This window comes from Bradyrhizobium sp. MI1.10 (genome assembly GCF_055811035.1).
On the sequence record NZ_JBVVPN010000026.1, the window covers coordinates 86,124 to 100,555 of the forward strand.

The 14,432-nt window shown below is 64.4% G+C and carries 11 protein-coding genes; all 11 read left to right on the forward strand.

The window, feature by feature from the left end; all coding sequences use genetic code 11:
• The first annotated feature begins 10 nt into the window (after window positions 1-10).
• The 11 genes from AC0L3K_RS25745 to AC0L3K_RS25795 all read left to right on the forward strand — a co-directional run bounded on the left by AC0L3K_RS25745 (window position 11) and on the right by AC0L3K_RS25795 (window position 14,431).
• Window positions 11-856 (forward strand): ABC transporter permease, encoded by an 846-nt coding sequence (locus tag AC0L3K_RS25745; RefSeq protein ID WP_473367135.1) that lies wholly within the window; start codon window positions 11-13, stop codon window positions 854-856.
• A 3-nt stretch (window positions 857-859) separates the two neighbouring features.
• On the forward strand, window positions 860-1,834 hold the full coding sequence (locus AC0L3K_RS25750) for an ABC transporter ATP-binding protein (protein ID WP_473367115.1): 975 nt from the start codon (window positions 860-862) through the stop codon (window positions 1,832-1,834).
• Window positions 1,831-2,796: an ABC transporter ATP-binding protein gene (locus AC0L3K_RS25755; RefSeq protein WP_473367116.1), complete on the forward strand. Its 966-nt coding sequence runs from the start codon at window positions 1,831-1,833 to the stop codon at window positions 2,794-2,796. Before AC0L3K_RS25750 ends, AC0L3K_RS25755 begins: the two co-directional genes overlap by 4 nt.
• A 332-nt stretch (window positions 2,797-3,128) precedes the next feature.
• A complete protein-coding gene (locus tag AC0L3K_RS25760) occupies window positions 3,129-4,379 on the forward strand; it encodes an ABC transporter substrate-binding protein (protein WP_473367117.1) in 1,251 nt (416 codons plus the stop codon).
• Between the two features lie 130 nt (window positions 4,380-4,509).
• Window positions 4,510-5,337, forward strand: a complete 828-nt coding sequence (locus AC0L3K_RS25765; RefSeq protein WP_473367118.1) for an AraC family transcriptional regulator — start codon at window positions 4,510-4,512, stop codon at window positions 5,335-5,337.
• Between the two features lie 201 nt (window positions 5,338-5,538).
• Window positions 5,539-6,549, forward strand: a complete 1,011-nt coding sequence (locus tag AC0L3K_RS25770) for a branched-chain amino acid ABC transporter permease (RefSeq protein ID WP_473367119.1) — start codon at window positions 5,539-5,541, stop codon at window positions 6,547-6,549.
• Between the two features lies 1 nt (window position 6,550).
• A complete protein-coding gene (locus AC0L3K_RS25775; RefSeq protein WP_473367120.1) occupies window positions 6,551-7,684 on the forward strand; it encodes a branched-chain amino acid ABC transporter permease in 1,134 nt (377 codons plus the stop codon).
• Window positions 7,677-8,459 (forward strand): ABC transporter ATP-binding protein, encoded by a 783-nt coding sequence (locus AC0L3K_RS25780; protein ID WP_473367136.1) that lies wholly within the window; start codon window positions 7,677-7,679, stop codon window positions 8,457-8,459. Before AC0L3K_RS25775 ends, AC0L3K_RS25780 begins: the two co-directional genes overlap by 8 nt.
• Complete coding sequence (locus AC0L3K_RS25785) at window positions 8,452-10,665, forward strand: Tm-1-like ATP-binding domain-containing protein (protein ID WP_473367121.1); 2,214 nt, start codon at window positions 8,452-8,454, stop codon at window positions 10,663-10,665. The genes AC0L3K_RS25780 and AC0L3K_RS25785 overlap by 8 nt, the downstream gene beginning before the upstream one ends.
• A gap of 3 nt (window positions 10,666-10,668) precedes the next feature.
• On the forward strand, window positions 10,669-11,502 hold the full coding sequence (locus AC0L3K_RS25790; protein ID WP_473367122.1) for a phosphoenolpyruvate hydrolase family protein: 834 nt from the start codon (window positions 10,669-10,671) through the stop codon (window positions 11,500-11,502).
• Window positions 11,503-11,527: 25 nt separating this feature from the next.
• Window positions 11,528-14,431, forward strand: coding sequence for a flotillin family protein (locus AC0L3K_RS25795; protein WP_473367123.1), 2,904 nt, complete (start codon window positions 11,528-11,530; stop codon window positions 14,429-14,431).
• Window position 14,432: the final 1 nt, after the last annotated feature.

Here is a 14,432-nt window from a genome sequence, read left to right on the forward strand (position 1 = left end):
CAGCAACAGCGTGATTTTGTGGCTCAAGCCGTTCATCGCCCGTCCGATCGCGCTGGCCGGGCTCGGGGTCCTTCTGGCGACCGTGCTGGCCGCGATCTTCGCACCCTGGCTGTCGCCTTACGATCCGTATGCCATCGATCCCCTGATCCGCCTGACGCCCCCGAACGTGACCCACTGGTTCGGCACCGACCAATTCGGCCGGGATACCCTGTCGCGCACCATTCATTCAGCACGCATGGCACTTCTGATCGGCTCGGGCGTGGTCGTCTTCGCTCTCGCGACCGGCGTTCCGGCCGGCGTACTTTCCGCTCTGTTCCCGCGGCTGGGTCACCTGCTGATGCGCATGGTCGACGTGCTGATGGCCTTCCCGACTCTGCTTCTCGCACTTGGCCTGATTGTCATCTTGAGCCCGAGTGTGGCCACCGTCATCCTGGCCATCGGGATCGGCTACATGACGACGACGACCCGGATCGTCTACGGACTGACACTGCGCTTGCGCGCGGAAACCTATGTCGAGGCGTCGCGCAGCATGGGCGCCGGAGCGGCATGGCTCATCAGTCGGCACATCTTGCCGAACCTGGTCTCACCACTTCTCGTGCAGGCCAGCTTCGTCTTCGCGTTCGCGCAGCTCGGCGCGGCTTCACTCGATTTCCTGGGCCTCGGCGCCCCGCCGGACATTCCGAGCTGGGGCAATATGCTGGCGGAATCGCGGACCTTCATCACGCGCGCTCCGTGGCTGCTCTTCTTTCCGGGCATGATGATCGTGGCGACGGCGTTTTCTCTGAACCTGGTCGGCGATGCATTGCGCGATCGACTCGATCCGCGATTCCGTCAGGTCTTTGGTGAGAAGGGTTAGGCCGTGCTGACAGTTTGCGACCTTACGGTGTCAGTGGGGCCGGAAACCTCGCCGGTCGACATCGTCGCGGGCGTGTCCTTCGGCTTGGCCAAGGGCGAGATCCTTGGTCTCGTCGGCGAGTCCGGTTGCGGAAAGAGCATGACCTCGCTTGCGGTCATGGGATTGCTGCCGCAGCCCGGTCCCCGGGTTCGCGCCGGGCGGGTCCTGTTGGAGGGCTGCGACGTAACGCAGCTGCAGCCCTGGCAACGTGTCGAAGCGGGCCACGGCCGCATGGCAATGATCTTTCAGGAGCCGATGACCTCACTCAACCCTGTTCGTCGGATCGGCGATCAGATCGCCGAAGCCGTGCGCGTGCATGAGGGAATTTCGGGCGCGGCGGCGCTGGTCCGTGCGCGCGAACTGCTCGAACTGGTACGTATGCCCGACCCCAAAATGCAGCTGTCCGCGTATCCGCATCAGTTGTCCGGAGGCCAACGCCAGCGGGTCATGATCGCGATTGCGCTGGCCTGCAGGCCACAGGTGCTGGTCGCCGATGAACCGACCACCGCGCTCGATGTCACCATACAGGTTCAGATTCTCGGGCTCTTGCGCGAGCTCTGCAATCGGCTGGATATGGCGATATTGTTCATCACCCACGACATGGGAGTCATTGCGCAGCTCGCCGATCGCGTCGCTGTCATGTACGCCGGCCGGATCGTGGAAACCGCTTCAGTCGCTGCGCTGTTCGGCGCACCGCGTCATCATTACACCCGCGGATTGATGGATTGCATGCCGTCGCGAAACTCCGGCGCGCGCCGGCTGCCAACCATTTCTGGTCAGCCGCCGCTGCCAGGTACGGTCGCTGCCGGCTGCGTGTTTGCCTTGCGTTGCGCAGCGGTGCGCGATGAGTGCCGCGTGGCGCCCCCTCCCCGCCTGGAGGCCTCCCAACGACACGAGGTGCTCTGCGCATTTCCGCTGGCCGGCGGGGGGCTGCCATGAGCGGCAATGTCATCCTCGACGTCCGGGACATGATGGTCTCGTTCAGTGCCAGGCGAGCCGGTCGGAAATACCGGGTGCAGGCGGTGGATGGTGTATCGCTGTCGCTGGCGGAAGGCGAGGTCCTCGGGATCGTGGGCGAATCCGGCTGCGGCAAGACCACGCTAGGCCGAACCCTCGTCGGGCTGGTCCAGCCCGACAGCGGCAACATCAATTTGAAGGGAACCGAATTGATCGGAGCCGGCCGCTCCGGCCTGCGCGAGATGCGTCTGAACGTCCGGATGGTTTTCCAGGACCCCAATGCATCGCTCAACCCGCGGCGCGCAATTGGAGATTCGGTGGCGGAGGCGGCCGACATCAGCGGCATCTTCAAGAGCCGCGCCGAGCGCAGCGCGGCCATAGCCGCCACCTTGACGGCCGTCGGGTTGAACCCGTCTTTCGCCGCTCGCTACCCTTACGAACTGAGTGGCGGGCAACGGCAACGGGTCGGAATTGCACGCGCCATTCTTCCCACGCCGTCCATCATCGTCGCCGACGAGCCGGTCTCGGCCCTCGACGTTTCCGTGCAGGCGCAAGTGCTCAACCTGATGATGGATCTGCGTGACCAATTGAGACTGTCGATGCTCTTCATCTCGCACGACCTTGGCGTGATCGGGCAGATCAGCAGCCGCGTTGCTGTCATGTATATGGGCCGGATCGTGGAGCAGGCCGGGACGCGGACGGTCCTGGATCATCCGCTCCACCCCTATACGCGCGCGTTGGTGGCGGCAATTCCGAAGCCCGATCCATCGAAACGGATCCATGGCGCGATCGAAATGGGTGAACCGCCAAGCCTCTTCACGCGGCCGCGCGGCTGTGCGTATGCGCCCCGCTGTCCAATGGCCAGCGATCGCTGTCTCGTCGATGTGCCACAACTTCGATCTGTCGGTGCGGACGGTCGGACGATCGCCTGCCACAACGTATAATCAGCGAGTGCCGCGCGCCACGAAATGACCCAACGCCTACGATTGATTTCCCCTCCATTCGAGCGATCCTATTCACGGAGGCGCGGCCGCCATGCGGCTGGCGGGTGCAAATCGGGAAGCCTGAGGCCTGCTGCACCGCGATGTTAATCGCGACGCAACATTCAAAATGAGACTGCCCGTTAAGCCGCGCACGGCTCCAGAACGTGCGCTGCATCGGAGTTCGGTTAGCCTCCGTTTCAAGAACCGTTAGCCTTGCCCGAACGCTGCACCGCGCGGCGGGCGCGTCAAGGCGCGGTGAAAAACAGTGACAAGAACACCCAGGGAGGAGAGCAATGTTGAAAGGCAGTCTAGGACTGATCGCGTTGAGCAGCCTGTTACTTTCAGGCACCGCCTTCGCACAGGAGAAGATCAAGGTCGGCGTCACCGCGACGCTCGAAGGCACCTACACCGTACTCGGCGAGGACGGCATTCGCGGCTTCCAGACGGCCCTCAACGTCCTCGGCAAGAAGGTCGGCGACAAGGAACTCGAATTTGTCATCGCGTCGACCGACGCAACGCCGGACTCCGCCGTACGAGCCGTGCGCAAGCTGATCGAGCAGGACAAGGTACAGATCCTGCTGTCACCGCTCTCTGGTGACGAAGGCATCGCGGTCAAAAACTTTGCAAAGACCCATCCCGAACTGACCTTCATCAACGCCGCCTCCGGGGCCCAGGAAACGACCTATGTCGATCCGGCTCCGAACTTTTTCCGCTACAACATGGACGGCGCGCAGTGGCAGGTGGGCCTCGGCAAATACGCTTATGACGAAAAGAAGTACCGCAAGATCGCAACCGTCGGCGAAGACTACTCCTTCATCTATACGCAGGTGTTCGGCCTCGTGCTCGAGTTCTGCGGTGCTGGCGGACAGGTCACCAACCGGCAATGGGTGCCGCTCGGCACCAAGGACTTTGCCTCTGTTATCGCCGCACTGCCCGACGACGTCGACGCGATCTATCTCGGCCTCGGCGGCGCCGACGCCGTCAACTTCCTGAACCAATACCAGCAGGCCGGCGGCAAGGCACATCTGATGGGCGGCTCGATCATGATCGACCAGACCATCCTGTCGTCCAAGGGAAACGCCAAGAATGCCCTGATTGGCACGCTGGCCGCGAGCGGCCAGGCCGACACCTGGGAGAACCCGAGTTGGCAGAAGTTCGTGAAGGACTATCAGGACGCCTTCCCGCCCAACAAGCGCTTCCCGAGCCCATCGCTGCTCGCCACCAACTATTATGGCTCGACAATGGCGCTGATCCTAGCGCTGCGCCAGGTCAACGGAGATCTCTCCAACAATCAAGCCAAGTACAAGGAGGCCCTTGCCAAGATCGAACTCGACGCACCCAACGGAAAGATCAAGCTAGACTCCAACCGCCAGGCGATCGGCACCAACTTCGTCACCGAGGTCGTCGACGATGGCAAGGGCGCGCTGTTCTCAAAGGTCGTGAACGTGATCCCGAACGTCAACCAAACGCTGGGCTACGATCCCGCGGTGTTCGCCAAAATCGGTTTGCCGAGCCGCACAGTACCGGAATGTAAGAAATACTGACCTAGTCTAGTTCGCCAACGATGACCGACCGGGGAGAGATTTGCCAGGAGCGCGACACGTGCGCCCTTGCATTCTCTCCCCGGTTGTTGAACGCTACAAAAAAATACCAAGAGCTTTTGGGAGGAGAGGCATGAGCCGGGCGCTCGCCGTCTTCCACGGCCGCTTTGGTCGGGCGACGGTCTATCAGTTGAACCGCCCTTTCAACATCCACGCACATCGCGAAGGTCACTTGATCTTCCATGTCGGCGGGCGTTCTGCATGCATCGATGTCAGCGACGGACGCTACGAGCTCACCGAAGGTTCCGTCGTCGCGGTCAATCCGTGGGAGCCGCATAACTTCCTGCCATCCGATCTCGAAGGCGGCGCCGTTTTCTTCGTGCTCTACGTCAATGCGGAGTGGTTTTCGCCCGATGCGCCCGGCGCCGACCGCCTCCGCTTCGGCCGCACCCAGTTCACACGGTCCGTTGCGCTGGACAAGCATATCAGGCACGCAGCCGCCCTCGTGTGCGGCGCTCCCTCGCTCAACAGCCTCGATGGCGAGCTGAGAAGCCTGATCGACATCTGTTATGACGAAAGCTGGCAACAGGCGGCGACCGCGCGCGATCCGCGCGCAAACGGTTCCATCACGGATTTTCGCGTGCGCAAGTGCATCAAGATGATGTCGGAGAGTCCCGGCGCCGAGATCGAGCTCGACACCATCGCGCGCGAATCCGGCCTGTCCCGGCCGCATTTCTACCGGCTGTTCCGCACCCAGACCGGCGTCACGCCGCACCTCTATCTCAACACGTTGATGATGGAGCAGGCGCTGGAGGCGCTGGTGGCGAGCGAAGCGCCAATCGCCGATATCGGCTTCGATCTCGGCTTCTCGTCACAGAGCGGATTCACCCGCTTCTTCGCCGCCAATGTCGGCATGGCGCCGACCGATTATCGCCGCGCGGCCAAGGTTTTGCGCGCCTGACCTCACGCGAAAAGATACTCACGATCAAACGCCTCCCTTACGGCCGCATTAGGATGCGCCAAAACGCGGTCCCGAAACGAGGATCCCGCGCGATAGGGAGCGCACGTTCATGGCAGGGCTTGCGGCCGCCAACGGTCTGCGTGCCTCTCCATCCCGCTTGCGGGGTGAGAGATGGGGTGACGTCAAGACGGAGCGGCGATCATGACCCGCTTTGTCGAACGCCATCCCGCGTGGGCACTGGTCCTCATCATCGTGGTTGCGGTGGCGCTTTGGCTGATTTTCGCAGTGTGGCCGCAGAGCGTCGAAGATGCGCTCGGCCGCAAGCGGGTCTTCCTCAACGCGCTCTTCAACGGCATCACGCTCGGCGGTCTCTACTTCCTCGTCGCCAGCGGTTTTACGCTGATCTTCGGCCTGATGCGCAACGTCAACCTCGCTCACGGCTCGCTCTATTTGTTCGGCGGCTATGTCGGCTACGCCATCAGCGTCGCGACCGGTTCATGGGTCCTCAGCTTCATCGTCGCTTTCATCCTGACGGCACTGGTCGGCGTCCTGCTCCAGGTCCTCGTCTTCCGCCGCATGGAAGGCCAGGACCTGCGCCAGACCATGGTGACGATCGGACTCTCGATCGTATTCGCCGATTTGATGCTGTGGGCCTGCGGCGGCGATTTCTATCAGATCCAGACCCCGAACTGGCTGATCGGACCTGTGGAGCTTCCGCTGGTCACCGCGGTCAAATCCTCAGGCGAGCCGGTCTATCTCCGCTATCCCATGGTCCGACTCGTGATCTTCGCCGCCTCCGTCGTGATCGGCGTGGCGATGTGGCTGGCGCTCAACCGCACGCGCATCGGCATGATCATCCGCGCCGGGGTCGACGATCGCGACATCCTTGCGGCGACCGGAGTGCGGATCCAACTCGTTTTCGTGGTGGTGTTTGCGCTCGGCGCCGGCCTCGCTGGCGTCGCCGGCGTCGTCGGCGGAACGTTCCAGTCGCTCTCGCCCGGCGAAGATATCCGCTTCCTGCTCGCCTCCCTCGTCGTCGTGATCGTCGGCGGCATGGGCTCGATCCCGGGGGCTGCGCTGGGCGCGCTTATCATCGGCCTCGCCGAGCAGCTCGGCTCGGTCTACATCCCAACCTACGCCATCGTCGTGACCTTCCTGATCATGGTTCTGGTGCTGGCTATTCGGCCGCAGGGCCTGTTGGCGAGGCGCTGACATGTCCCTCGCTCACGACGCCCGCGTCCCGGTTCGTCCCACCGCTGCTGTGCAACGCTCCAGATTGCGCGGATGGCCGGAGATCGACAATCCGGCGGCCTGGACCGTCGCGGCCATTCTCCTGATCATGCCCCTGATCGCCAACGGCTTCTTCCTGATCGAGATCTTTGCGACCACGCTGATCCTCGGAACCATGGCGCTGAGCCTGATGTTTCTTGCCGGCTATGGCGGCATGGTCAGCCTGATGCAGCTCACCATCGCGGGTTTCTCCGCCTATATGGTCGCGGTGTTTGGCGTCAGCGGCAACGCCAATATCAGCCTGGGCTGGCCGTGGTGGCTTGCGGTCCCGATGGCGCTCGCGCTCGCGACCATCTTCGGCACGCTCGGCGGCGCGCTGGCGGTGCGCACCGAGGGCATCTACACCATCATGATCACGCTCGCGATCGGCGCGGCATTCTATTATTTCACCAACCAGAACTGGGCGATTTTCAACGGCCATACCGGCATCAATACCGTCGCCACGCCGCATTTCTGGGGCGTCAACTGGCGCGCCGACATTCCCTTCTATTATATCGTCCTCGCGGTAGCCGCGCTGTGCTACTTCGCCGTCGACTACATCTCCCGGGCGCCATTCGGCCTCGCGTTGCAAGGCGTACGCGACAATCCCCGCCGCATGGCGGCGCTCGGCTTCAACGTCAATGCGCATCGCGTCGCGGCCTACGCCTTCGCGTCCTTCGTCGCGGCGCTGGCAGGGGTGCTCCAGGTCTGGAACTACCGGCAGATTTCGCCGGGATCCGTGAGCGTTGGAGCGTGCATCGATATCCTCATCATCGCGATCGTCGGCGGCATCACGCGCCCCGTCGGACCCTTTATCGGCGCGCTGATCTTCGTGCTGCTGCGCACCTTCGCACTCGACTTCCTGGTCAAGGTGGGGCTCGACGGCAACCGCTTTCGGCTCCTGATCGGCCTCGGCTTCCTCGCCATCGTGTTCTGGTCCTCGGACGGCGTCATCGGGCTCTGGCAGAGCTGGCGGCGCCGCCAACGCTCCGGCGCGGCAAGTTCAAGTGGACGACGCGGCCGAGAACCTGGCCGAGAATCTGGCCAAGGATCCAGCCATGGATCCCGCCATGGATAGCGTCGCGCAACGCCTCTCTGTCGTGGGCGCCGGCGCCGCGCTGGAGCTGCGCGGCGTGACACGTCTGTTCGGCGCGCTCGCAGCCCTCACCGACATCACCATCACCGTCCGCCCCGGCGAACGGCGCGCCGTGCTTGGTTCAAACGGCGCCGGCAAGACCACGCTGTTCAACTGCATCACCGGCGACTTCCCACCCTCTTCCGGCACCATCCGCTTCTTCGGCGAGGACGTCACGCACTTCCCGCCCTATGAGCGCATCCGCCGTGGCCTGCGCCGGACTTACCAGATCTCCGCACTGTTTCCCGGCCTCACCGTCCAGGACAATGTCTACCTCGCCTGCCGTGGCGTTTCACGCGGGCGCTTCTCGTTTGTCCGCCCCGGTCAGAACGATGCGTTGATGCACGCGGCCGAAAATCTCGTGCAGGCCGTCCATCTCTCGGGCGTGAAGGATCAGCGCGTTGCCGAGCTCGCACATGGCCAGCAGCGCCAGCTCGAGATTGCACTTGCGCTTGCCGGCGCGCCGCGATTCGTCCTGTTCGATGAACCCGCGGCGGGACTGTCGCCGACCGAGCGTGCCGAGCTGATCGAGATATTGACCTCCCTGCCCGCGCATATCGGTTACATCATCATCGAGCACGACATGGACGTGGCCCTGCGCGTCGTCGAGAGCGTCACGATGATGCACAACGGGCGCATCTTCAAGGAAGGCCGTCCGCAGGAGATCGAGTCCGATCCCGAAGTGCAGGAGCTTTACCTCGGAGGCGGCCATGAATGAGGTCCGCCGTACCGCCGCCGCGCTCGAAGTCCGCGGCCTGGACGTCTATTACGGCCATTCGCACGCGCTGCAGGGCGTGGACCTGACGCTCGAGGCCGGCGTGTTCTCGGTCGTCGGCCGCAACGGCATGGGCAAGACCACGCTGTGCAAGGCCATCATGGGGCTGGTGCCGGTCAGCGGCGGCTCGATCCGCATCCGCGGCGATGACATCACCGGAGAGCCGCCTGCCCACATAGCCCGACTCGGCGTCGGCTACGTTCCGCAGGGACGGCGGCTGTGGCGATCACTCAGCGTCGACGAGCATCTGCAGCTTGCCGCCGGCTTGCGCCGCGGCGCCTGGACGGTCGAGCGCATCTACAAGACGTTTCCGCGGCTGGCCGAACGCAAGGATCACGGCGGCGGCCAGCTCTCCGGCGGCGAGCAACAGATGCTTGCGATCTCCCGCGCGTTGCTTACCAACCCGCGGCTCCTGATCATGGACGAGCCCACTGAGGGGCTCGCGCCCGTCATCGTGGCCCAAGTCGAGGAGATGCTGCTACGGCTTGGCGAGGACGGCGACATGTCCGTGCTCGTGATCGAACAGAATATCGGCGTGGCGACCGCCGTGTCGCGCAAAGTCGCGATCATGGTCAACGGCCGCGTCAACCGCATCATCGATTCAGTGCGGCTTGCCGCCGATCGCGAACTGCAGCAGCGCCTGCTCGGTGTCGGAATGCACGCCGGACTCGAGCTCGACCTCGACGTGCCACCGGCGGATACGGAAGCAAAGCCTCCTCCGCCGCAAACGCGTCCAGGCGGCGCGATCCGCATCTACATGTCAAACCCGACGCCGCCGACACGGTGGTCGCAACCGGTGCCGATCGCCCGCATCGAGGCTGCGGCCCGCACGTTCTCGACACAGGTGATGCGTCTCGACGAGACGGCACGACGCCGGCACGAACCGGTCGCGACGCAAGCGCAGGGTTCTCCGGTCGTGCTCGTCGTGGGTACGCTCGACACCAAAGGCATGGAGCTCCGCTTCATCCGCGACATCATCGCCGGGACAGGCCTGCGAACCCGATTGGTCGATGTCTCCACCAGCGGCAGGCACGCGGCCAGCGACGTCTCCGCCCAGGAGATCGCCTTGAACCATGGTCGCGGCGGATCGGCGGTATTCGGACCCGACCGCGGCGCCGCCGTCACCGCGATGGCCGACGCCTTCGCCAGCTGGCTGCGGCGCCAGAGCAATGTTGCCGGCGTGATTTCGGCCGGCGGCTCGGGCGCAGCGTCACTGGTCGCGCCCGGTATGCGGATCCTTCCTGTCGGAGTGCCGAAACTTATCATCTCATCCGTCGCCTCCGGTGACGTCGGGCCCTATGTCGGCCCCGCGGACATCACCATGATGCATTCGGTCGCCGACGTGCAGGGCCTCAACTCGATCTCGCGCGCCGTGCTGGCCAACGGCGCCAACGCGCTGGCCGGCATGGTCAAGGCGCGCCTTGATCAGCATGCAGGAAAGGATCGGAGCGACAGCGGATTGCCGTCGGTCGGCATCACCATGTTCGGTGTCACTACGCCGGCGGTGGAGAAGATCGCGGCCGACCTGCGCGAGGATTTCGAGTGTCTCGTTTTCCACGCCACCGGCGTCGGCGGACGCTCAATGGAGGCACTCGTCGATTCCGGGCAACTCGCAGGCGTCATCGACCTCACGACCACGGAGGTCGGGGACCTCCTGATGGGTGGCGTGTTCCCGGCCACCGACGACCGCTTTGGCGCCATCATCCGCAGCCGGGTGCCTTATGTTGGCTCGGCGGGCGCGCTGGACATGGTGAATTTCGGCGCTCCCGAGACCATCCCGGAGCGCTACCGCGGCAGGAAATTCCACGTCCACAACCCGCAGGTTACCTTGATGCGGACCACGGCGGAGGAGAACGAGCGCATGGGGCACTGGATCTCCGATCGACTCAACCGGATGGACGGCCCGGTGCGCTTCTTCCTGCCCGAGGGCGGCGTCTCCGCGCTCGACGCGCGAGGACAGCCGTTCTGGGATCCGGACACCGATGCGGCGCTGTTCCGCACGCTGGAGCGCAACGTGCGGCAGACCGCCAACCGTCAGCTCATCCGCGTTTCCAAGAACATCAACGACCCCGAGTTCGCCTCCACCATTGTCAGCGCGTTCCGAACATTGTTCGGCCGCACTGGGGCGCGCCGGAGACTAGCGAGGTGACCGATGGCCCGGTTTGAACGCGCTGCACTGTTGAAGCGCTTCCGCGACATGGCAAGGCGCGGCGAGGCCATCGTCGGCGGCGGCGCCGGCACCGGCCTTTCGGCCAAATGCGAGGAGGCCGGCGGCGTCGACCTCATCGTCATCTACAATTCCGGCCGCTACCGAATGGCCGGCCGAGGCTCGCTCGCGGGATTGATGGCTTACGGCGACGCCAACGCCATCGTGCTGGAGATGGCCGGCGAAGTGCTGCCCGTCGTGACCAGAACGCCAGTGCTCGCCGGCGTCAATGGCACGGATCCGTTCCGCGACATGGATCTTTTCCTGGACCAATTGAAAGCGCTCGGATTCTCCGGCGTGCAGAACTTTCCGACCGTCGGCCTTATCGACGGCGTGTTCCGCGCTAATCTCGAAGAGACCGGCATGTCCTATGCGCTCGAGATCGACATGATCGCAAAGGCGCGCGAGAAGGACCTGCTGACGACGCCCTACGTCTTTAGCGAGAAGGAAGCTGCCGCGATGGCAATCGCGGGCGCGGATATCATCGTGTGTCATCTGGGCCTAACGACCGGGGGCACCATCGGCGCGCAGACCGCACTCAAGCTGACGGATTGCCCAGCGCACATCGACACCTGGGCCTCCGCCGCGCTCGGCGTCAATCCGGACATTCTGGTGCTCGCTCATGGCGGACCGATCTCCGATCCGGACGATGCCGATTTCATCATGAGGAACACACGAAATTGCCACGGCTTCTACGGCGCCTCCTCGATGGAACGTCTGCCGGTCGAGCGGGCGCTGACGGATCAGGTTCGCAAATTCAAGGCGATCGGCGCGCGATAACGCCGAAAGGTCGAAGGAGAGAAACATGTCAGGGACTCTGGTCGGTGAATTGATCCTCTGGCTGATCGTCGCCGTCGTGGTGATCGTGGTCGGCGTCTACATCGTGAACTGGCTCTATCACCGCTCGTCCAAGGAGACCTCATTCGTCCGGACCGGCCTGCTCGGCGAGCGCGTTGTGATCAACGGCGGCGCCTTCGTGCTGCCGTTCATCCACGACTACACGCCCGTCAACATGAACGTGCAGCCGATGGGCATCGTGCGCTCCCGCCAGGACGCCGTGATCACCCGTGACCGCATGCGCGTCGACATCGAGGCCGATTTCTATGTCCGCGTGCAGGCAACCCGCGAAGCCGTGTCTATCGCGGCCGCCACACTCGGCCGCCGCACCATGGAGCCCGAACAGCTCCATGCCCTCCTCGCCGGAAAATTCATCTCGGCCATTCGTTCCGTTGCCTCGGAGATGACCCTCGAGCAGATGCACGAGCAGCGCGGTGAGTACGTCGCCCGCCTCAAGGCGAACGCCGCAGAGGCCCTCGCCCAGAACGGGCTCGAGCTGGAATCAGTCGCGATCACCGATCTTGACCAGACCGATCTCGAATTCTTCAACCCCTCGAACCGCTTCGACGCCGAAGGTCTGACCCGCCTGATGGAGGACATCGAGGCCAAGCGCAAACTGCGCAACGACATCGAGCAGGATTCGATGATCAAGATCCGCTCCCGTAACCTGGAGGCCGAGCGGCAGGCTCTCGAGATCGAACGCGAAAGCGAGACGGCGCGCCTCGAACAGGAGCGTGACATCGAGATGCGCCGCGCCCTGCAACGCACCGAGGTCGCACGCGAACGGGCCCTGCGCGAGACCGAAGCTGAGCAGGCGCAGATTTCCGCCCGTGAAACCATCGAGAAGGCGCGAATCGCCAACGACCAGGCGATCGCCGAAGCCCGTATCGCCTCGGAGCGTGAGACCCGCCAGCGGGAGATCGAGCGCACCCGCACCATCGAGGAGAAGGAACTGCTCGCACGGGAGGAAATCGAAAAAGCCCGGATCGCCAACCAGCGCTCGATCGATACCAGCCGCATCGCTTCCGAGCGCGAGGTGCGCCAGCGCGAAATCGAGCGGATGCGGACCGTCGAGGAAGCCGAGATCACCGCCCGCGAGGCGATCGAGAAAGCGCGTATCCAGCAGGACCGCGTCGTGACCGACGCCCGCATCGCCAACGAAGAGGAGACCCGGCGCCGCGAGATCGACCGGACCCGCGCTGTGGACGAGGCCGAGATCGCTGCCCGCGAGACGACCGAAAAGGCCCGCATCGCCCAGACCATGATTGTCAATGTCGAGCGCATCGCATCCGATGAGCGCACCCGTGCGCTGGAGATCCAGCAGGTGCGTAACATCCAGGAAGCCGAGATCGAGGCGCAGCGCGCGGTCGAGGCGGCGCGCATCGCCCGCGAGCACAGGCTCGCCGTCGAGCGCATCGCGGTCGAGCAAAATACCCGGCAGTTGGAGATAGAACGAAATCAGACGCTGGAAGTCGCAGAGGTCACGGCGCGCGAAGCCACGGAAGCTGCCCGCATCACCCAGCAAGAACGCGTTCGCTCCCTGGAGATCGCCCGCAACCGCGCCGTCGAGGAAGCCGACATTGCCTCACGCGAAGCCATCGAAGCCGCCCGGATCGCGCAGGAAAAGTCCGTTGCAGCCGAGCGTATCCAGGCTGAGCGTGACACGCGCGCGCTCGAGATCGAGCGTACAGCCGTGCTCGAGGCCGCCGAGCTGAACCGGCGCGACACCATCGAGCGCCAGCGCATCGGCGTCGATCTCGCGCTCGAAGCCGAGCGCATCACCTCCTCCAGAAAGCGCGAAGTCCTCAACATCGAGCACAAGAAGGCGATCGAGATCGCAGATGAGGAACGCGTCATTGCGCTCTCGACCAAGAAATCCGAGCGCATCGACGCCGACCGCCAGGTCAGGCAGGCCGAGATTGTCGCGCGCAAGGAGGTCGAGACCACCGACGTCTCGCGCGAGCATGCGCTGGAGGCGGCGCGGATCGAACGCCGCCGCTCGATCGAACAGCTCGAAGTCGCTCGCGTCCAGTCGCTCCAGGAAGCCGAGATTGCCGCGCGTGAAGAGGTCGAGCGCTCCCGCATCGCCTCCGACCGGGGCCTCGACGAGGCCCGCATCGGCCGCGAGCGCGAGCTGCGTAAGCTCGAAATCAATCGCGAGAAGGAGGTCGAGACCGTCTTGATGGAAAAGGCGATTGCCATCCACCTCAAGTCGCTGGAGGAATCCGCGGCCAAGGCCTCGGCCGAGGAAGCGCGGGTACATGCCACTGAAGCCACCGAGCGTGTCATTACCGCGCGCGAGAGCGAGATCGCGAAGCGCCGAAAGACCGTGGAGATCCTGATCGCCGAGAAGCAGGCCGAGGAGACGCGAATTGCCGCGGAAGCCGAGCGAATCCGCGCTGCAGTCGAGGCCGAGGCGCAGCGTATGCTCAACGAGGCCGAGAACGTGCTGACCGACCAGGCGCGCTACTCGCTGTTCCGTAGAAAGCTGCTCGACCGCATCGAGGGCATCGTCCGTGAGAGCGTCAAGCCGATGGAGAAGATTGAGGGCATCCGCATCCTCCAGGTCGACGGCCTCAATGGCAACGGCCATGGCGGCAATGGCGGCCGCAGCGCCACCGACGAGGTGATCGACTCGGCGCTGCGCTACCGCGTCCAGGCGCCGTTGATCGACTCGCTTCTGGCGGACATCGGCGTCGAAGGCGGCAGCCTCGCCAAGATGCCAGGCCTGATCCGGGAAGCTCGCGACATGCAGGGCATCAAGGACTCCGCGCGCAAGAGCGGCGGCGGTGGCGAGAAGCCAGCCGCTGCGCCCTCGCCTTCAGCCGACGGCGAGCCACCCGCTGAGCGCGGCCCCCGGAAGAAGAGCTGAG